General features: G+C 69.8%; 16 protein-coding genes. 8 read left to right on the forward strand and 8 right to left on the reverse strand.

Annotation, left to right across the window (positions count from 1 at the left end; genetic code table 11):
• The first annotated feature begins 19 nt into the window (after positions 1-19).
• Together K0O62_RS01690 and K0O62_RS01695 are read left to right on the forward strand one after the other, a co-directional pair.
• Positions 20-586, forward strand: coding sequence for a hypothetical protein (locus K0O62_RS01690; protein WP_073855398.1), 567 nt, complete (start codon positions 20-22; stop codon positions 584-586).
• The gene (locus K0O62_RS01695; RefSeq protein WP_073855399.1) at positions 583-1,272 is read left to right on the forward strand and encodes a hypothetical protein; all 690 of its coding nucleotides are present in this window, start codon (positions 583-585) and stop codon (positions 1,270-1,272) included. Before K0O62_RS01690 ends, K0O62_RS01695 begins: the two co-directional genes overlap by 4 nt.
• Before the next feature lie 37 nt (positions 1,273-1,309).
• Here the strand turns inward: K0O62_RS01695 and K0O62_RS01700 are convergent, their stop codons facing one another.
• Both K0O62_RS01700 and K0O62_RS01705 read right to left on the reverse strand, forming a co-directional pair.
• Complete coding sequence (locus tag K0O62_RS01700; protein ID WP_073855740.1) at positions 1,310-1,771, reverse strand: transcriptional regulator; 462 nt, start codon at positions 1,769-1,771, stop codon at positions 1,310-1,312.
• 53 nt (positions 1,772-1,824) lie between these two features.
• Entirely contained in the window at positions 1,825-4,671 is a 2,847-nt protein-coding gene (locus tag K0O62_RS01705) for an MMPL family transporter (RefSeq protein WP_073855400.1), read from the reverse strand.
• A gap of 296 nt (positions 4,672-4,967) precedes the next feature.
• Here K0O62_RS01705 and K0O62_RS01710 point away from each other — a divergent pair, with 296 nt between their 5' ends.
• The 3 genes from K0O62_RS01710 to K0O62_RS01720 all read left to right on the forward strand — a co-directional run bounded on the left by K0O62_RS01710 (position 4,968) and on the right by K0O62_RS01720 (position 7,740).
• Positions 4,968-5,507 carry a hemophore gene (locus K0O62_RS01710; RefSeq protein WP_073855401.1) on the forward strand — a complete coding sequence of 180 codons (540 nt, stop codon included), beginning with the start codon at positions 4,968-4,970 and terminating at the stop codon, positions 5,505-5,507.
• A gap of 117 nt (positions 5,508-5,624) precedes the next feature.
• Entirely contained in the window at positions 5,625-6,293 is a 669-nt protein-coding gene (locus tag K0O62_RS01715; protein ID WP_165777147.1) for a response regulator transcription factor, read from the forward strand.
• Between the two features lie 16 nt (positions 6,294-6,309).
• Positions 6,310-7,740 carry a HAMP domain-containing sensor histidine kinase gene (locus tag K0O62_RS01720; RefSeq protein ID WP_079244194.1) on the forward strand — a complete coding sequence of 477 codons (1,431 nt, stop codon included), beginning with the start codon at positions 6,310-6,312 and terminating at the stop codon, positions 7,738-7,740.
• Here K0O62_RS01720 and K0O62_RS01725 read toward each other — a convergent pair.
• From K0O62_RS01725 to K0O62_RS01735, 3 genes are read right to left on the reverse strand one after another with little or no spacing between them, the layout of a single operon-like run.
• On the reverse strand, positions 7,679-8,050 hold the full coding sequence (locus tag K0O62_RS01725; protein ID WP_073855403.1) for a DUF3054 domain-containing protein: 372 nt from the start codon (positions 8,048-8,050) through the stop codon (positions 7,679-7,681). The genes K0O62_RS01720 and K0O62_RS01725 overlap by 62 nt on opposite strands.
• Positions 8,037-9,272: a M23 family metallopeptidase gene (locus K0O62_RS01730; protein WP_097934102.1), complete on the reverse strand. Its 1,236-nt coding sequence runs from the start codon at positions 9,270-9,272 to the stop codon at positions 8,037-8,039. Before K0O62_RS01730 ends, K0O62_RS01725 begins: the two co-directional genes overlap by 14 nt.
• Positions 9,273-9,280: 8 nt before the next feature.
• Entirely contained in the window at positions 9,281-10,357 is a 1,077-nt protein-coding gene (locus tag K0O62_RS01735; RefSeq protein WP_073855404.1) for a lysylphosphatidylglycerol synthase transmembrane domain-containing protein, read from the reverse strand.
• Positions 10,358-10,435: 78 nt separating this feature from the next.
• On the opposite strand from K0O62_RS01735, the gene K0O62_RS01740 reads away from it, so the two are divergent.
• Positions 10,436-11,581: an AI-2E family transporter gene (locus K0O62_RS01740; RefSeq protein WP_073855405.1), complete on the forward strand. Its 1,146-nt coding sequence runs from the start codon at positions 10,436-10,438 to the stop codon at positions 11,579-11,581.
• Here the strand turns inward: K0O62_RS01740 and K0O62_RS01745 are convergent.
• From K0O62_RS01745 to trmB, 3 genes are all read right to left on the reverse strand, one after another.
• Positions 11,541-14,747, reverse strand: coding sequence for an MMPL family transporter (locus tag K0O62_RS01745; RefSeq protein ID WP_073855406.1), 3,207 nt, complete (start codon positions 14,745-14,747; stop codon positions 11,541-11,543). The genes K0O62_RS01740 and K0O62_RS01745 overlap by 41 nt on opposite strands.
• 62 nt (positions 14,748-14,809) lie before the next feature.
• Positions 14,810-15,499 (reverse strand): NYN domain-containing protein, encoded by a 690-nt coding sequence (locus tag K0O62_RS01750; protein ID WP_234800034.1) that lies wholly within the window; start codon positions 15,497-15,499, stop codon positions 14,810-14,812.
• Positions 15,500-15,539: 40 nt separating this feature from the next.
• Positions 15,540-16,322: a tRNA (guanosine(46)-N7)-methyltransferase TrmB gene (gene trmB, locus K0O62_RS01755; RefSeq protein WP_073855408.1), complete on the reverse strand. Its 783-nt coding sequence runs from the start codon at positions 16,320-16,322 to the stop codon at positions 15,540-15,542.
• A gap of 155 nt (positions 16,323-16,477) precedes the next feature.
• Between trmB and K0O62_RS01760 the strand changes: the two genes are divergently transcribed.
• Both K0O62_RS01760 and K0O62_RS01765 read left to right on the forward strand, forming a co-directional pair.
• The gene (locus tag K0O62_RS01760; protein ID WP_234800016.1) at positions 16,478-17,431 is read left to right on the forward strand and encodes a hypothetical protein; all 954 of its coding nucleotides are present in this window, start codon (positions 16,478-16,480) and stop codon (positions 17,429-17,431) included.
• Positions 17,428-18,915 carry a hypothetical protein gene (locus tag K0O62_RS01765; protein WP_234800017.1) on the forward strand — a complete coding sequence of 496 codons (1,488 nt, stop codon included), beginning with the start codon at positions 17,428-17,430 and terminating at the stop codon, positions 18,913-18,915. Before K0O62_RS01760 ends, K0O62_RS01765 begins: the two co-directional genes overlap by 4 nt.
• The last annotated feature ends 43 nt before the right edge of the window (positions 18,916-18,958 follow it).

The raw sequence follows: 18,958 nt of genomic DNA on the forward strand, positions 1-18,958 counted from the left end.
CACCGGTAGCCTCACGGCCATGCCTGATGAGCAAACCCGGGGGCTGTCGGTCTACGGCGTCGCCGCGATGGTGTTCGGCGTGGTCGGGGTGGCCGCCGCGGTGCTGGCGACGATGATCTGGTCGGGGCACCGCAGTGCGGTGGCCGAGCGGGTGCACCAGACCGAGGTGTTGCAGGCGGCGGCGGACTGGACCGGTCTGCTGATCAATCTGAACTCCGACACCGCGGCGCAGAACCTGCAGCAACTGCGCGACGGCACCATCGGTCAGCTCAACGTCGAATTCGACAACACGGTCGAACCGTTCACCGATCTGGTGGCCAAACTGGACTCCAAGACCGTCGGTCAGGTCGAATCGGTGTCCATCGAGACGCTGCAGCACCGGCCCGGTGACCCGCCGGGTGCCGCCGAGCCCGAGCAGCCCGAACTGGCGACCGTCGCCTCGCGCACCGACACCGTGCTGGTGGTCGCCACCTCGGTGAGCCAGAACGCCGGTGCCGAGCCGACCACGGTGCGCTGGAACCTGCGCCTGGACATCTCGGATGTCGACGGCAAACTCCTGATCTCGCAGCTGGAGGCGATCCGATGAGGAACCGGTTGCGCGTCCTCGGGGTGGACATCCTGGCGCCGCTGGCGGCGATCGGGGGCCTGCTGCTGATCGGCGCGGTGCTGGACTGGCCGCGCTGGTGGGTGGCGGTCTGCACGGCGCTGTGCCTGCTGATCGTGCAGGGCGTCATCGTCAACGTGGTGCTGTTCCGCCGCGACGGGGTGACCGTCGGGACCGACGACGACGGGCCGCTGCTGCGCTTCGGGGTGGTCGCCCTGGCCGTGGTGGCGCTGGTGGGTGCGGTGTTCGTCGGTTACACCCGGTGGACCATCCCGGACCGGGAGCTGATCGCCGACAGTGCCGAGGTGGTCGGCATCGCCAGCAGCGTCTCCGAGGCGTCCGCGACGTTCTCGCCGAGCAGCCCCGATGCGGCGATCGACCGCGCCACCGCCCTGATGTCCCCGCGCCGCGCCGAGGCCTACCGCAACGAATTCGCCGCGGTGGCAAAGGATTTGACCAGCCGCAAGATCTCCGGCCAGGCGCAGACGCTGTCGGCCGGGGTGGAGGCCATCGGTCCGTCGGTGGCCAGCGTCGCCGTGGTGATGCGCGGCACCCAGCACGCACCGGGTAAGCCGGCCGATGTGGCGGTGCTGGCGTTGCGGGTGACGCTGGAGAAAGAGGGCGGCAAGTGGCTGGTGGCCGACGTGACACCGATCAACGCGCGCTGAGCATCCGCGGCGGTTGCGTGGAAGACGGCGAGCGCGGCTAGCCGGAGTTGGCGGCGCGCTGGGCGCGGATGCGGGCGAACCGGTCCGACAGCCGCCGCATCCGGATCATCATCGAGGCCGACGGGGTGGCGGCGCCGTCCAGGAAGTCGGTGAACTCCTCGACCGACACCCCGATCCGGGATGCGAATTCGGGGGTGCCCAGTCCCGAGCGCTCCAGCAGCTGGCGCACATGGCGGGCCACCTCGGCACGCTCATTGGCCTCCAGGTGCTGACGCGCCTTCTCCAGGACCTCGGTCAGTGCCGCCGAGACGCCGTAGGGCTGCTCGGTGGCGAGCACCTCCTCGACCTGGCGGGCGGTCCGGCCGAACGGATCGCGCTTGATGGCGGCCACGATGCGCTGCCACACCTCGAGATCGTCGTTGTCCAACGCGGCGCGGATCGCCGACGTGGGCCAGAACTCGACCGGACGGTCGTCGGTGCCTCCCTCGCCTCCGGGAATCTTCCCGTCGCTTCGCTCGCCCTGGCTGGCCGACGAGGGCTTGGCCGACAACGTCACCTCGTCTCCTCCAACATCGCTACGGCCACCGACAGACACCGCTGACGGACGGTGGCCCAGTCGGCATCGGTCTGATCCGACTCTTCCGGTTCGTCCGACGGACGCGGATCGGCCAGGCGTCGAACCAGCTGCGTGGCCACCCAGTGCGCCCGCGGGCCGTGTCCACAGTAGTACCGGTCCATCTTGGTCAGGACCTCAGCGGCGGTTTGAGTTTCCATGGAATCCACCAGCCGGGCGAACTCGGTGTAGTCCCGCGTGCTGTTGCGGCACATCAGCAGATAGCTCTTCAACCGCAGCGTTTCGGCACCGGTCGGGACGAGCAGCCGGTCCCCGGTCGGCAACTGGACGGTGGTGGCCTCCATCGGGCCGCGGCGTTGCACCGGCAGCCGTTCCGAATCGGAGGCGGTGGCCAGCGCGTCGAGAGCGACGTCGAGCCGGCCGCGCCACATGGTGATGGGATGCACCGGCCGGGCCAGGGTCGGGATCCGGCCGCTGAACCGGCGCCCGCCCACCACCTCGGGGTCGGGGGCACATCCACTGAACGCCAGCGGGTCGGGCACCACCACGGTCTGCGGGGCAAGGCTTTTCAGCCTGGCGGCGGTCTTGACCACCATCCGCAGGTCCCCGCTCGGTGCGGCGGCCGCCGTCTCGGGGACCATCACCAGGTCGGTGATGTCGACCTTGGGCAGCGGCTTCTCGAAGTCCACCGACGGCAGGATCCGGTCCAGCCACCGCGGCAGCCACCAGTTCCACTCGTCGAACATCGCCATCAGCGCGGGCACCAGGACCAGCCGCACGATGGTCGCGTCGACGGCGATGGCCGTGGCACAGGCCACCCCGATCTGGGCGACCAGTGGCATGCCGGCGAAGGCGAAGCCGATGAACACCGCGATCATGATCAGCGCCGCGCTGGTGATGGTGCGGGCGCTGGTGGACACCCCGTAGGTGACGGCGTCACGGGTGTTGTTGGTGATCAGATACCGTTCCCGGATTCTGGTCAGCAGGAAGATCTCGTAGTCCATCGAGAGGCCGAACGTCATCGCCAGCACCAGCGGGGGCACCGTGCTGTCCAGCGATTCCAGCGGCGCGAAGCCCAGATCCTCCAGCCAGCCCCACTGGAACACCACCACCAGGCTGCCGTAGGCGGCCGCCACCGACAGCACCGTCATCAGCACGCCCTTGAGGGCGAGGAACACCGACCGGATGGCGATCAGCAGCATCACGAACGCGATGACCGAGACGAAGAGGAACACCAGCGGCTGGACATCGGAGACCTGATCGTCGAAATCCTTGATCAGCGCGGTCGGGCCGCCGACGTCGATGCGTACATCGCTGTCCACACCGGGTAGCTCGGCGCGCAGCCAGTCGACGGCCTCGCGAGCCCGGAAATCCTCGGGGTCCACCGAGAGCACCGCCGACATCAGCGCGCTGTCGTTGTCCTTGGCGAATGCCGGCGGGGTCACCGTCGCGACATTGGGGGCCTGCGACATCCGCATCGAGATGCGGTCCAGCGTGGCGCGCGACGTCGGGCTGTCGGCGTCGCCGTCGGGGAAGGTCACCAGCACCCGGACCGGCCCGAGCACGCCCGGCCCGAGCGCCTCGGCGGCCGCGTTCACCCCGCCCCGGATCTCATGGGTGGGATCGAACTGGCGCAGCATGCTGTTGCCGAGCGTCATCGCGAACGCCGGCGCGGCCATGGTGAGCAGGACGGCGGCGGCCAGCGACGCCGACAGCCACGGCCGCCGCATGACGCCGCCGATCCAGCGGGTCCAGAACCGGGACTGGGTGGTGTCGGGGCGGCGCGACCAGTGCAGCAACCGGGAGCGCTTGGCCGCCGAACGGCCGAAGGTGGCCAGCACCGCCGGGGTCAGCGTCGTCGAGGTGAGCACCGCGATGGCCACCGCCAGGATGGCGCCGGTGGCCATGGACTGCAGGATCGGGGTGTTGATGAGGTAGATGCCGGTCACCGAGGCGATCACGGTCATGCCGGACAGCACCACGGCCAGCCCGGAGGTCGCCATCGCCGCGTCGATGGCCTGGGCGGAGTCCCGCCCGGCCCGGAGTTCCTCGCGGTAGCGCATCAGGATGAACAGCGAGTAGTCCACGGCCAGCGCGATCCCGAACATCGACACCGTGGAGGTGGCGAACACGCTCATGGTGGTGACCGAGGACAACAGGAAGACCACGCCCATCGTCACCACCACGGTGCACAACCCGAGCAGCAGCGGCATCGCCGCCGCGGCCAGCGAACCGAACACCGCGAGCAGGATGATCAGCACAACCGGCAGGTTCCACTTCTCGGCCTGCGCGATGTCGTGTTTGGTGGCGTATTGCGCGGCGGCCCCGAGCGCGCCCTGCCCGATGACGTGCAGGCGGACCTTGCCGTCCTCGGTGGCGCCGGCGGTGTCCCCGTCGATACCCACCTTCTCGCGCAACTGGTTGGCGATGTCCACGGCGCCGCTGTTGTTGAAGTCCATCTGCAGCTGGACCACATAGGGGCGGTCCGGGGCGGGCGGGGGCTGCTGCGGATTGGGGATCTCTTTGACGCTGGGCACCTCGGAGGCGATGAGTTTCAGCTGCGCGACGGCGGCGTTCATATCCTCGAACGACGCGTCCGCGCGGGGCACCGCCACCAACGCCAGCGGCGAGGCTCCCTGGTCGGGGAACTGCTCCTCGAGCTGCTGCTGCACCCGCAGCGACTGCGACCCCTCGACCTCGAACCCACCGCCGGTGAGCTGGTCGGACTGGTGCATCGCCAGATAAACGGAGGGCACCAGAAGCAGAACCCAGGCCACAAACACCGCCCAGCGATATCTGCGCAGGTTGCTGCTCAAGCGCATCATGAACTGCTGGATGGCGCCCCTCGCATTTCTCCCCGCTGGCCGGTAAGCGAGAGCGTACCGCAGCAGCCTGTGAGCTGTCGGGCGCCGATTTCAGTTGTGACCAGCCCGAAATGTTGGCCGTGGCCGCGGCGGCCCCGGCCCGCACCCCGGACCACCTGCAAGTTTGCTACGAAGGTGGCTACCCGGTGGGTCAGATGGCATGATGGCGCTGGTTCAGTACTGGGTCGGGGATTCGAGCACTGACGATCGCGACTGTTCGCGAGCCGGTTGAACGTGCATTGCCCGAAGGAGCACCCATGACCGTCATCACTGCCAGCGCGCGTCGCGGACTTCTCGCCGCATTCGCTGGAGCTGCCGTCGGCGGGGCCGCACTTCTCGGCGCCGCCGGTGTACACGCGCCCGCCGCCGACGCGGCGCCGGACCCGTGCGCCGCCAGCCAGATCGCCAAGACGGTCGGATCGGTGTCCACCTCGATCGGCGCCTACCTCGACGCGCACCCGGAGACCAACCAGGCGCTGACCGATATCGCCGGCCAGCCGGCCGGGCCGCAGTCGCTGGTCGCGACGAAGACCTACCTGGACACCAATCCCGAGGCGGCCGACGATCTGCAGCGCCTGCAGGCGCCGCTGGTCCGGTTGTCCACCCAGTGCAAGCTGCCGGTGAGCCTGCCCCAGCTGCTCGGCGTCATGCAGGGCGCCCAGACGCCGGGCGGGCTGGACGCCCTGGTGACCGCCGGGGCCGAGGGTGCCGCCGAGGCGGTGTCCTCGGCCGGGACGCCGAATCCGGCCGGCGCCGGTGGCACCGGGCCGCTGCCCGGTCCCGCCGCCACCCGATAGGGGTGCGAACCGCCGCTGAAGTCATAACTCAGCGCGCGGCGCGGAAACAGCCATAATCCAGGGGTGCGCACCACAATCGAGCATTCCTCGCCGGAGAGCACCGGCCGGACGGTCCTGATGGTCGACGACGACCCGGACGTGCGGACCTCGGTGGCGCGCGGGCTGCGGCATTCCGGTTTCGACGTCCGGGTCGCCTCCAACGGCAAAGAGGCGCTGCGGCTGCTCTCGAACGAGGCACACGATGCGCTGGTGCTCGACGTGCAGATGCCCGAACTGGACGGCGTCGCCGTGGTGACCGCGCTGCGGGCGCTGGGCAACGAGATCCCGATCTGTGTGCTCTCGGCCCGCGACACCGTCAACGACCGGATCGCCGGGCTGGAGGCCGGCGCCGACGACTACCTGACCAAACCGTTCGACCTCGGTGAACTCGTGGCCCGGTTACATGCCCTGCTACGCCGGTCCAGCCACTCCGAGCAGACCTCCGACGTCATGATCGTGGGCCCGCTGACCATCGACACCGCGCGCCGGCTGGTCTACGTCGATGGGGAGCGCGCCGAGCTGACCAAGCGCGAATTCGATCTGCTGGCGGTGCTTGCCGAGAACGCCGGTGTGGTGCTGACCCGGCAGCGCCTGCTCGAGCTCGTCTGGGGCTACGACTTCGACGTGGACACCAACGTCGCCGACGTCTTCATCTCCTACCTGCGGCGCAAACTGGAGCGCCAAGACCGGCCGCGCGTCATCCACACCGTCCGCGGTATCGGGTACGTGTTGCGGGAGGAGGCGTAGTGCGGAGGGTGAGCCGGTGCGGCTGTCCCAACTGATCGGCCGGTCGGCCTCGCTGCGCACCCGGGTCGCCGTCGCCTCGGCGATCGCGGCGGCCGCGGTGGTGGCCGCCTTCACCGTGCTGACCACGGTCGTGCTGGTCAACAACGATGCCGCCCAACTGGACCGGCGCCTGGACGCGATCGTCGAGGCCAGCATGTTTCCCGAGCAGCTGTCCGATCCGCGCCGCGGCGTGCTGACCACCGGGCGGTCCCGGTCCACCGGCCAGGTGATGTTCCAGCGCGGTTTCCAGCTGCCCGCGCTGCCGCCTGGCACCGAGACCGTCGAGGTCAACGGCGTGGAGTACCGGGTGCGCACCATCCCGATGGATCAGCAGGGCGGCGGGGTGCTGCTGTCTATCGGTATCCGGGCGGACAGCATCCTGCTGAGCCAGGCCAGGATTCCGATCTATCTGGCGGTCGGTGTGCTGACGGTGCTGGTGGCCGGCGGGTTGGGCTGGCTGCTGGCCGGCCCGGCGGTGCGCCCGCTGCGCCGGCTCACCGAGCAGACCAAACTGCTGGGCAAGGGCGCCAAACCGGGTGCGCAGGTGCCCGCGGTGACCGGTGCCCGGGAAGCCGAGGAACTGTCGGATGCGATGGCCGGGATGCTCAGCCGGCTGGTGACCGCGCAGCAGGCGACCACCCGGTCCCTGCAGGCCGCCCAGGATTTCGCCGCCAACGCCGCGCACGAACTGCGGACCCCGCTGACCGCCATGCGCGCCGATCTGGACACCTTGCGCATTCACGACCTGCCGACCGAGGAACGCGACGAGGTGGTGGCCGACCTGCTGCGCGCCCAGCGCCGGGTGGAGGCCATCATCACCGCGCTGGGCCAGCTCGCCTCCGGTCAGCTGGCCCAGGCCGAGGACCGCGAACTGATCGACATCACCGATCTCCTGGACCGGGTGGCCCGGGAGAACGCGCGCACCGACCCGCCGCTGGACATCACCGTGGAGGCCGACGACGACCTCGGCATGGTGTGGGGTTGGCCCGGCGGGCTGCGGCTGGCGGTGGACAACCTGGTGCGCAACGCCGTCGCGCACGGTGCGGCCGGGCGGATCGTGTTGTCGGGCACCCGAAGCGCGGACGGGCGTCTGCTCATCGTGGTCGACGACGACGGGCGCGGGCTGCCCGCCGAGGAGCGCACCGTGGTGCTCGGCCGGTTCGCCCGGGGCAGCACGGCCGCACCGGGTGGTTCCGGGCTGGGTCTGGCGCTGGTCACCCAGCAGGCGGCCCTGCACGGTGGCCGCCTGCAACTGTCGGACAGTCCGCTGGGCGGCCTGCGGGCCACCCTCACCATCTCCGACCGCGCCCCGGATCAGGCCGATCCGGGCCAGGAACCGGATGAGGTCAGCGTCGCGCCAGAACCATCGCGATGGCGCGCCAGCCGAGCAGCAAGACGGCGGTCGTGATCGAGGCCACCACGATGAAACTGGGCGCGGTGCCCGCAGAAGTGGCCTTGCGCAACAACATTCCGACGGCCACGGTGACCACCCAGACGATCAGTCCGGTCGGGTAGAGGCTGGTGGGCCGCTGCCAGGCGCGGGCCGCCAGCCAGCCGGCCAGGGTCCCGGTGAGGAACGGCCAGGCCGTCTCGGCGATACCGGCCACGGTGAGGCCCTCGGCGTGACTGCGCCGGCCGATGGTGCAGAACACGATGACGCAGACCAGGTCGGCGGCCAGGGCTGCCGCCGTCCGGCGAGTCGGATTACTCTGCGGCATAACTCATCACATCCATCACCAGTGGGCTCAGGTCGGTCTCGGTACGCGGGGTGGTCCCGGGTGCCACGTGTACCGTACCGCCGGTCAGCAGCGTGACCAGATCCGCCGGCGAGGACAGTCGGCCGTCCACCGTGAACGAGTCGAACAGGAACGGCAGACCGTCGGCGGCCAGCGGGTCGGGTGTGCTCATCACGTGGAAGTGCAGGTGCGGAGCATCGGTGTTCCCGGTGTTGCCGAGGTGGCCGATCACCTGGCCGGTGCTCAGCTGATCACCCGGCTTCACCTGTGCCGAGCCGGTCTTGAGATGCGCGTAGAACGCGTAGTTGCCGTCACCGATGTCCTGCACGACATGGTTGCCGCCGTACTCCGGCAGGGTCAGTCCGGTGGCGTCTGTGGTCGGGGTCTGCTCGGGCAGGCCGTCGAGCACCGAGACCACCGGCCCGTCCGCCACCGCCAGGACGTCCGCGCCGTAGAACGGGTAACTGGCCAGCTGGGTGGCGTCGCCCTTGTACAGCGCGCCGTCGGCATCGATCTGCAGGTAGTCGATGGCGAAGCGTTCCGCGGCCCACAACTCGCCGCTGATCGGGTTGAGTGCCATCCGGTGCGAGGTCATCTCGTTGCAGCAACTGTTGGCCGCCAACCAGTTCGGTCCGCGCAGCGGGGGAGAGATGACCACCGGCTTGCGGGTGGACACGGCGACCGGGGCGACCTCCTCGGCCATCTCGGCAGGCAGCAGCGGAGGCATCGGCCGGCTCAGCTTGACCGCGACGGTGTGCGAAAGACGCTGGGGCACATCCGGTTGGTCCAGAGCGAGATCGATCCAGACGACTCCGCTCTGGGCCGGGCCGAACGAGGCGGACGGTTCGCCCATGGCGCCGAGCAGTCGGGTGCGGTTGCGCAGGTCCTCGCCGCTCAACGTCAGCAACTCCCGGTCGCCGGCGTTGACGGTGACCGACTCCAGATCGATGACCTGGCCCATGGCGTTGGTCAGGTACAGCTCATAGGCCAGGTGGGTTCGGCCGTCGGTGGCCGGCACCGGCACCGGCCGGCTGAGCGCTCTTGCGAGAATCGGTGTGGGCTCGATCGGCAGGGCGTCGGTGGTCGCGCTGGGAACCGCTGTCGCTGACGGGCTGGAATCGGTTGGCGGCGAAGATGGTTCGGTGTTGTTCGAACATCCCGTCAGCAGAGCCCATGCGCCGAGCAGGGCGGTGGCGCGGCGCATCGTGAGTTTCACTCGGGCTCCTCGGATTTCGGTTCGGTGGCGTCGGGGTCGACGTCCATCTCGGTGCGGAACATGAAGAAGAACACCACCCAGCCGATCGCCGAGATGAAGATCCAGCTGACCATCCGGTAGATGAGCATGGCGGAGATCGCCGAGGCGAGCGTCATCCCGCTGGACACCAGGCCGGGCACCAGCACCGCCTCGACCACCAGCAGTCCGCCCGGCATCAGCGGGATGGACCCGACCGCGCGGGCGGCGGCATAGGCCACCGTCAGCGCGGCCAGCGACGGGTGACCCCCGGCCGCGTACGCGGCGAATGCCAGGCAGGCGACGTCGGCGACCCAATTGAACAGCGACCAGCTGAACGCGTTGCCCAGGGCGCGGCGGCTCAGTTTCACCGACTCCAGCTGATGCAGCATCTCCCGCCACTTGTCCAGCCAGGTATCGGCGGGCTTGTTGCGCAGCGAGTTGAACCAGGACAGCAGCCGCACGCCGATACCGTCGAGCTGCTGCGGGTTGGAGGCCACCGACTGGGCCAGCACCAGCAACAGGAAGAAACCCCCGAGCGTGAAGATCAGCGACAGCGGGTTCTTACTGGCGCCCAGCAGGAAAGCTCCGCCCAGCCCGAGCAGCGCCAGCCCGACGGCCTGCAGCACGCCCGACATCACCAGCTGCCAGGACGCCACCACCGGGGAGGCACCCCAGATGCGCTGTTGGCGGTAGACGAACGTGGCCGACAGCACCGGGCCACCGGGCAGCGTGGTGGACAGCGCGTTGCCGGCGTAGAACGCGGCCTCCGAGCGCCACTGCCGCACGGTGACCCCGGCCGAGCGCAGCAGGGTGCGCTGGATCTGCGCGAAACTGTGCATCGAGGCCATCGCGGCCACCACGGCGGCCAGCACCCACCACCAGTTCGCCGACAGCAGGCTGGTCCACGCCTTGGCCAGTTGGTCCCAGACCAGCGCGAGCTCGACGGTCAGCACCACCACCGCGACCACGATGACCGCCCACCGCACCCACCAGTACTTGCCCCGCGGGCGCGCATCCTGGCCAGGGGCGTCGCTCATCGGCGCGTCGTGCGACACGCTGTAAGAGTAGCGGCGTGCCCTTCGGGTATCCGCCGGTTCCCGCGGCGCGCCGCGTGCCGGTCGTACGGTAGGCCCATGTCGATAGATTCGGTCGCCGACCAGTCGGTGCATCCGCTCGTCCGCAAGGGCGCGGCCTGGGCCTGGCGGCTGTTGGTCCTGGGCGTGGCGGTGGTGTTCCTGCTGTGGGTGATCAGCCACTTCCTGCTGATCGTGGTGCCGGTGGCGCTGGCGGCCATGTTCGCGGCGCTGTTGCTGCCCGCGGTGGATGCGCTGGCCGCACGACGGGTGCCGCGCGGAGGTGCGGTGGCGATCGTGCTGCTCGGCGCCATCGCCGGGGTCGGCGGCATCCTGAGCTTCGTCGTCAGCCAATTCATCACGGGCGCACCGGCTCTCGTCGAACAGGTCACGGCGAGCGTGGACGGGGTGCGGAACTGGTTGATCCAGGGTCCGTTACACCTGAGCAAGGAGCAGATCGACCACGCCGGTGACGCGTTGATCACCACCCTGCAGGAGAACCAGGCCAAGGTCACCAGTGGCGCGCTGTCCACGGCCGCCACCGTCACCGAGATCCTCACCGGTGCACTGCTGGTGCTGTTCACGCTGATCTTCCTGCTGCAGGGCGGGCGGGCCATCTTCCGCTACGTCACGAAGATCTTCCCCTCCTCGGTGCGCGACCGCGTGCGCGACGCCGGGCGGGCCGGCTTCCACTCGCTGACCGGCTACGTGCGGGCCACCTGCCTGGTGGCGCTGGTCGACGCGGTCGGCATCGGAACCGGCCTGGCCATCATGGGTGTGCCGTTGGCGCTGCCGTTGGCCTCCCTGGTGTTCCTGGGCGCCTTCATCCCACTGATCGGTGCGGTGCTCACCGGAGGAGTGGCCGTCATCGTGGCGCTGATCGCCAAGGGCTGGGTCTACGCGCTGATCACCCTCGGCCTGATCCTGGCCGTGCAGCAGCTGGAATCCCATGTGCTGCAACCGCTGGTGATGGGCCGGGCGGTGGCCGTGCACCCGCTGGCGGTGGTGCTCGCCATCGCCAGCGGCGGCTTGCTCGCGGGGATCGTCGGCGCCCTGCTCGCGGTGCCGGTCCTGGCCGTACTCAACAGCGCGATGCGGGTGCTGCTGGCACCTGACCCGCAGGCGGAGCAGGAACAGGTGGCAGCAGAACTGGAGCCCGAAGGCCTTACAGGCGACCCTCCCGGCGCAGCAGATCCGCCGCGCTGACACCGGTGCCGCGGCGGGGCGGCGCATCGCCGGTGTCGCGGGTATCGATCTTCTCGGTCGACTCCGGGTCACCCGGAGCGCGCTGCGCCGGAATGGCGGTCGTGGGCTCGCTGCCCGGCTCCGGGATGGCCCGGGTGGGTTCGGCCGACGGCCGCACCGGCGGCGCCGGATTGGCGGACGGGATCGCGGTGGTGGGGGTGTTGCCGCGCAGTTCACCCAGCCACGACTCGATTTCGCGACGTTCCCGGCCGGGTGCCGGGTCGACCCGCGGGGCACGCTCGGTCGGGGCCGCGTTGACGGCGTTGATCGCCGTCGTCTTCGCCGAATCCGGTTGTGCCGCAAAGCGCGTGGTGGGTGCCTCCGGTGCCGGGCTGGGCGGTGCGGTGGGGAGGCGGGTGGTACCGGCAGCCGACGGGCCCGACGGGCGGACCGGTGGCAGCGGGCCCCGTGCACCCGGGGCCGGGTGGCCCGGATCGTGCTGGGCGGGCGGGTGAGCGGGGCCGCCGGCGCCGACCAGGGCCGCCTGATCGGCGACCTCGTGCTCGGGTTCACGCTGCGCGGGCCACTTGCGCTCGTCGGGTAGATCGGTCTCGCCCAGGCCGATGCGTTCCTGTATCCGCCGCATCCACCGCGGCGCCCACCAACAGTCGTCGCCGAGCAGCTTCATGATGGCCGGCACCAGGAACATGCGGACCACGGTCGCATCCAGCAGCAGCGCGATGAGCAGACCGAAGGCCAGGTACTTCATCATCACCAGGTCGGAGAACACGAACGCACCCGCCACGACGGCCAGCACCAGGGCGGCGCCGGTGATGAGGCGGCCGGTGGTCGCGGTGCCGATGCGGATCGCCTCCGTGGTGGACATGCCGCGTTCTCGCGCCTCCACCATGCGGGACACCAGGAACACCTCGTAGTCGGTGGACAGACCCCAGATCACCGCGATGATCAGGCCGATCATCGGTGCCATCAGCGGCTGTGGGGTGTAGTTCATCAGCCCGGACCCGTGACCGTCGACGAACATCCAGGTGAGGATGCCCATCGTGGATCCGAGCGTCAGCGCGCTCATCAGCGTCGCCTTGATGGGCAGCACGATCGAGCCGAACGCCAGGAACATCAGGATCGTCGTGGTGACCACCAGCACCACCGCCATCAGCGGCAGCTTGGCGAACAGGCTGTGGATACTGTCCTGCTCCAGCGCCGGGGTGCCGCCGACCGCGATCTCCAGACCGCGCGGGGGCTGGATGGAGCGCAGCTCGTCCATCTTCTGGGACGCGTCGTTGCGGTTGACCAGGCCGTTCTGCAGGACCCGCACCGACGGGTCCTTGGTCCCGGTGTCCTGAGCGGAGCGCTCCTGCCACATCTTGCTCGGATCGTTGTCCGGGTCGATGAAGCCCGAGACGGTCATCGCCTTCGCGCGGACCTCGGCCAACTGCTGGTCGGTGATCGGCTCACCGTCGGTGCGTTCGATCACCAGCGTCAGCGGCTCGGTGCGGAATCCGGGGAAGCTCCGGTCGAAGTCCTCCTGTGCCGAACGGACGCTGTTGTCCGGGGGCAGGTACTTCTCGCTGATGCCGCCGAGGGACAGCTGTCCGAGGGGGATGACCAGCAGGATCATCACGATCAGGATCGGCGCGGTGAACGCGATCGGCCGCTTCATCACGACGTTGACCAGCTTGCCCCAGAAGCCCTTCTCGACCTCGGCGCGGGTCTTGGTCTTCTGGGTCTTCTCCGCCAGCCACTCCACCCACCAGACGATGGGGCCACGAGCGAGCGGGACGTAGCGGGCCAGGGCCAGCCCACCGGAGACCACGGCCACGAAGATCACCACGCCGAGCAGCACCCAGTACAGGCCGCCGCCCAGAGAATCCTTGTTGGCGATGGTGAGGTAGGCCATCCAGCCGAGCAGACCGACGTAGCCCAGGACCAAGCCGATGACCGTCAGGGGTAGCCCCTGCTCGCCGGTCTGCTTGATCTGTTTGCGGGCGCGGTGGCCGAGGAAGATACCCACCGGCGGCACCAGCACACCGGCCGGGATCGAGGCGATGGCCAGCGTGTTGGTGCGCGGATTCGCGGGATCGGAGGCGACCTGGTTCTGCACGAATTTCAGCAGCCAGCTGACGCCGAGGGCGTCCACCCGGGGTCCGAGGATGGCCAGTGCGGCCGGCAGCACGGTGACCGACAGGATCGCCGCGAGCATGACCGACGCGATGATCGCGTAGGTGATCGACTTCAGGAAGCCCTGCGGGAACAGCAGCAGCGGAACCGAGGACGCCACCAGGATCACCGCGGAGAACATCACGGTGCGGCCCGAGGTCATCACGGTGCGGCGCACGGCCGCCTCGGTGTCGTAGCCCTCGGCCAACTCCTCGCGGAACCGGCTCACCATGAACAGGCCGTAGTCGATGGCGATGCCGAGGCCCATCAGCGTCACGACGGGCTGGGCGAAGAAGTGCACCGGCATGATCTCGGCGAGCAGCCGCATGATGCCGAGCGCGCCGGCGATGGTCAGGCCGCCGATGATGCCGGGCAGGGCGGCGGCCACGACGCCACCGAAGACGAAGAACAGCACGACGCAGACCAGCGGGATGGCGGCCACCTCGGCGCGCTTCTGGTCCTCGCCGATGGTGCCGGTCAGCTCGCTGGCCAGCGGCTGCAGCCCGGCCAGCTGGATCGCGCCGCCGTTGATCTGCGACAGCTGGGGTTCGACGGCCTGGTAGTTCTTCAGGATCTCGTCGTCGTTCTCGCCCTTGAGCGGGATGCTGACGAAGGTCTTGGACAGGTCGTCGGTCTTCATCTGCTGCACGGTCTCGGCCGCGGCGTCGGGCGCGCGGAGCCAGCCGACCCAGCTGACGATCTGATCCTCGTTGTCGGCGACCAGATCGTTGAGTTCCCCGGTGACCTTCTTCATCCACTCCGGGTCGTCGACCTTCTTGCCGTCCGGCGGCGTGAGGATCGCGACCACGTGACTGGTGCGGTCACGGCCGTACACCTCGTCGCCGAGCAGCGACGCGCGTACCGATTCACTGGTTTCGTCATAGAAACCGCTCTGGGTGACGTGGGAACCCAAACTGGCCCCGTATACGCCGCCACCAAGGCACAGTGCGACCATGACCCCGATCACTATGTATCGGAATTGGTACACCGTTCGACCCCACCAGGCGAACACGTCAGCTCCTTATTTGTTCTTGATGATCTGATTCACGCTGCGCGCGCATGTCACTTCAGTTGTCAGACGCGCGAGGTCAGCAGCGCGGACAACGGCCGGAACGGCTGCAGCCAAGCGCCCTGCTCGGGCAGCGAATCAAGGCCGATTCGCGGTAGCGGCTCCCGGAAGACACCAGGGATGTCCTCCAGGTCGACGAACTCCAAGCTATCCGACGCTAACGCCCAACTGGCATGTTCGCGAAATCCGAGCACCTGCACCGGAACACCCTCGTGGGCGATCTCTTCCAGCGGTGCCCGGAACGCCTGACCGTCCGCGGACGCCACCACCACACCGGCCAGGCCCTCACTGCGGCGCAGCGCGATGTGGTCGAGCATGTCGCTGTCGACATCGCTGTCCTCGTCCACCTTCGGCTTGGCGAAGACCGCAAAGCCCACGTTACGCAACGCTTCCACCCAGGGCCGGACGACATCCGCGCTACCTGGGGCGATGTTGGTGAAAACGGTGGCTTCGGGCTCGAGCGAGACCGCCGCGGACGGTGACGAGTCGCGTTGGCTGGACAGTTCGGCGGTCCGGTTGAGCAGCCAGCGGCCCAGCGCGTCGAAACGGGGGCGGTGTGCGGCGGTGGGCCGGCCGCCCAGGATGGACCCCAGCCCCATGTCGAGGTTGGGTGCGTCCCAGACCAGCAGCACCCGTTGGGTGGCGGGCGCCGCGGAGACCGTCGGATCAGGGACGTCTATGGTTTCGGGTTCGATCTCGACACTCAACAGGGCCCTCTTCTCTTCGCGCGGGCGCTCATCGACGCTCCCAGAGGAGTTCGGTGACGATGGGACCGGCCAGCGCCTTGCGTTCGTACTTCGTCTCGGGTCTGGCCACCGATATCGGAAGCTGCTGGTCGGTGTCGACGCGACGCAACCGCGGTTCGGCGTCGCCGACCTCGGCGATGTGCTCGGCGTATCCCTGGTGGTCGGTCGCCGCGTGCAGGATGCCGCCGGGCTTGAGCCGGTCGGCGATCAGGGCCATCGTCTCGGTCTGGAACAGCCGGCGCTTGTGGTGGCGGGCCTTGGGCCACGGGTCCGGGAAGAACACCCGCACCCCGGTCAGCGACGCCGACGGCAGCGAATGTTCCAGGACGTCGACACCGTCCCCGCGGACCAGCCGGATGTTCGGGATGCCGTCGCGGTCGATCACACCGAGCAACTGGCCGAGCCCCTTCTTGTAGACCTCGACGGCGATCACGTCGAGATCGGGCTCGGACTGCGCCATCGCCGAGGTGGAGACCCCGGTGCCGCAGCCGATCTCCAGGATCAGCGGGGCCTGCCGGCCGAACCACCGCTCAGGGTCCAGCACGACCGGATGGCCCTCGGCGTTGCGGGCCTCGGTGCCGATCTGCGGCCACAGCCGCTCCCAGGTCTGCTGTTGACCACCGGACAAGGTGGAGCGCCGCGACCGGAAGCTGGTGATCCTCCGCGCATGGTGGGTCGGCGGGGTCTCCGCACCGGTTGCTGCGCCCTGTTCCGGGGTGCCGGCCTCCCCGGCTTCCTCGCGCTGGGCATACATCGGTCCATCGTCGCTCATCCAGTCAGATGTACCCGCATCGCGGCCCAGATTGATACCCAACAGTTGTCTTGGCGGCCTTATGTCCCAAAACACTGTTCGTCGGGGTGTCCGGGCGGTGTCACGATTTGATGTGAGCAGTGGTGACAGTGCAACGGGTGTGAGGGGGCTCCGAGATGAGTGTGGACGACTTCCTCACCGAATTGTCCGGGTACGCCGAGAGTGCTCGGCAACCCGCGCTGAGCCCGATCATCGAGGGTCTGCGTCGCCCGATCGCCGTCCGCATCGTGGGCCGCCCCGGGGTGGGCGGCCGCACCGTGGCGGCCGCGCTGCGGGCGGCGGGTGTCCCGGTGGTGGTCACCCGGCCGGACGTGGATGTGCTCGTCATCGCCGAAACCGCGAAACCCGAGGACTGCCGAACGGTCGCCGAGACGACCCGGCCGCTGCTCACCGTCCTGAACAAGGCCGACCTGCTCGGCGCCGCGGCGGCCGACCGGGCCGCCCGGGTGCGCCGGCTGACCGGGGCGCCGACGGTCCCGATGTCGGCGCTGCACGCCGTCGCCGACCTGGATGCGGCGCAGACCGCGTCGCTGCGGGTGCTGGCCGCCGACCCCGCGGACCTGAGCAGTGTCGAGGCGTTCTGCGCGGGCCCGCACGTGCTGGGCGCCGGCACCCGGGCCGGGCTGCTGGCCGCGCTGGACCTGTCCGGGATCGCGGAGCTGACCTCGGCGATCCTGTCGGGCGAGGACGAGCCGGCCTTGACCACCCGGCTGCGCCGGTGCAGCAACGTCGAGGAGGTGTGCAGCGGCCTGCGTGCGGTGTCGGCGGCCCTGCGATACCGGCGGCTGCGGCACGCGCTGTCCGGCGTGCGGGCGTTGGCCGCCCGGACCGGGGATCAACGGCTGGCCGCCGTGGCGACCGGAGACACCGCGGTGCTCGCCGCGATGGCCGCGGCGACCGAGGTGCTGGAGGCGGACGGTCTGGATGTGCGTTCGGGGGAGCCGCTGCAACGCGCCGTGCGGTGGCAGCGCTACAGCCGGGGGCCGGTCAACGCCCTGCATCGCCGGTGCGGGGCCGATGTTTCGCGGGGCGCGCTGCGATCGATGTCCCCCGGCCGGGACCGGGGGTGACCTCCGGCGCGGGGCGGCCGATCCTCGAGACCACCGACCCCGCGGCGCTGGACGCGCAACTGTCCTCGCTGGCGGCTGGTCTGGGGCCGCCGCCCGCGGAGCCGGGGGAGGTGGTGCTGGTCGTCGGGCCCTGGCTGGCCGGGGTGTCCACCCTGACCGCGGCGCTGCGCGAACGGATGCCGGAACGACGGTTCCTGGAGGCCGCCGGACTCGCCCCCGGGATCGCGCCGGTGGCGGTGATCTTCGCGGTGTCGGCGGTGGCCCCGCTCGCCGAGTCGGACTGCACCCTGCTCGACGATGCCGCACGGTGCACCGACCTGGTGATCGGCGTGCTCACCAAGATCGACGTGCACCGCGACTGGCGCGCGGTGCTGGCCGCCGACGCCGAGCTTGTCGGGTCACGCACCGCACGGTTGCGGGACATGCCATGGGTGGGGGTGGCCGCCGGTCCGGCCGGAGCCGCGGCACAGCTGGGCAATCTGGTGGCGGTGCTGCGGCAGGGGCTCGACGGGGACACGCTGAGGTATCGAAATCGGTTGCGGGCGTGGGAATCCCATCTCGTCGAGCAGGTCGGCGCGGCTGCCGCGGCGGCCGTCGACCACACGTCGGTGGCGTTACACCGCCGACGTGACGACCTGCTCGGTGCGGCGCGGCTGTCGCGTGCCGAGCGCGGCATCGCACTGCGCAGCCGAATCCAGCAGGCCCGGGTGCAGCTGGGCTACTTCGCCCGCAACCGCTGCTCCTCGGTGCGCACCGAACTGGCCGAGGACGTCGCCGAATGGGGTGGCCTGTTGCCGTGGGACCGCGGCCGGCTGCGGGCCGAGGCCTTCCGGTCCTCCGTGTACGGCCGGGCCGCCGAGGTCGTCGAGGAGGTCGACACCGGCATCAGCGAGCACCTCCGCGACATCGCCACCGAGTTGGGGCTGGTCGCAGCGGCGGTGCCGCCGCCGGCGTCGCTACCCGATCTGGGCGCCCCGGGGTCGACCGCGCGGCGGCTGGAGACCCAGCTGATGATGCTGCTGGGCGCGGGCTTCGGGCTCGGGGTCGCGCTGGCCGCCGGCCGGTTGCTGGCGGGACTGGCGCCGGGGTCGGCGGCGGTCGGGGCGATCGGCGGTGCGCTGCTGGGGGTGTTGCTCACCGTGTGGGTGGTGGGGATCCGGGACCTGCTGCAGGACCGGGCGCTGCTCGATCGATGGGTCGGCGGCGCCGCCGCCACGCTGCGCGAACACACCGAGGCGCTGGTCGCGACCCGGGTGCTGGCCGCCGAGCTGGACCTCACCGGCCAGGTCGCCGTGGCCGATGAGCGGCTGGCCGGGCGGACGGCGCATCAGGTGGACGCGATCGACGCGGAACTGCGGGACCGCGCGTTCGCGGCGGCGCGGGCACACAAATCCGCGGAGAACCGACTGGCGGCGCTGCGGGCGGCGTTGAACGCCGTCCGCGCCGCATTTAATAATCAGACGAATCCAGTTACCAATCAGTAGGCTTTTTCTGAACGGCTTTCTGAATCGTTCCTGTGAGTGATCG

The organism is Mycolicibacterium diernhoferi (assembly GCF_019456655.1).
Classification (GTDB): domain Bacteria; phylum Actinomycetota; class Actinomycetes; order Mycobacteriales; family Mycobacteriaceae; genus Mycobacterium; species Mycobacterium diernhoferi.

What these genes read in the sequence shown, in the direction of transcription:
- K0O62_RS01690 (WP_073855398.1), top strand. Translation starts at nt 20, where the DNA reads ATGCCTGATGAGCAAACCCGGGGGCTGTCGGTCTACGGCGTCGCCGCG.
- K0O62_RS01695 (WP_073855399.1), top strand. Translation starts at nt 583, where the DNA reads ATGAGGAACCGGTTGCGCGTCCTCGGGGTGGACATCCTGGCGCCGCTG.
- K0O62_RS01705 (WP_073855400.1), bottom strand. Translation starts at nt 4,671, where the DNA reads ATGATGCGCTTGAGCAGCAACCTGCGCAGATATCGCTGGGCGGTGTTT.
- K0O62_RS01710 (WP_073855401.1), top strand. Translation starts at nt 4,968, where the DNA reads ATGACCGTCATCACTGCCAGCGCGCGTCGCGGACTTCTCGCCGCATTC.
- K0O62_RS01715 (WP_165777147.1), top strand. Translation starts at nt 5,625, where the DNA reads ATGGTCGACGACGACCCGGACGTGCGGACCTCGGTGGCGCGCGGGCTG.
- K0O62_RS01725 (WP_073855403.1), bottom strand. Translation starts at nt 8,050, where the DNA reads ATGCCGCAGAGTAATCCGACTCGCCGGACGGCGGCAGCCCTGGCCGCC.
- K0O62_RS01730 (WP_097934102.1), bottom strand. Translation starts at nt 9,272, where the DNA reads ATGCGCCGCGCCACCGCCCTGCTCGGCGCATGGGCTCTGCTGACGGGA.
- K0O62_RS01740 (WP_073855405.1), top strand. Translation starts at nt 10,436, where the DNA reads ATGTCGATAGATTCGGTCGCCGACCAGTCGGTGCATCCGCTCGTCCGC.
- trmB (WP_073855408.1), bottom strand. Translation starts at nt 16,322, where the DNA reads ATGAGCGACGATGGACCGATGTATGCCCAGCGCGAGGAAGCCGGGGAG.
- K0O62_RS01760 (WP_234800016.1), top strand. Translation starts at nt 16,478, where the DNA reads ATGAGTGTGGACGACTTCCTCACCGAATTGTCCGGGTACGCCGAGAGT.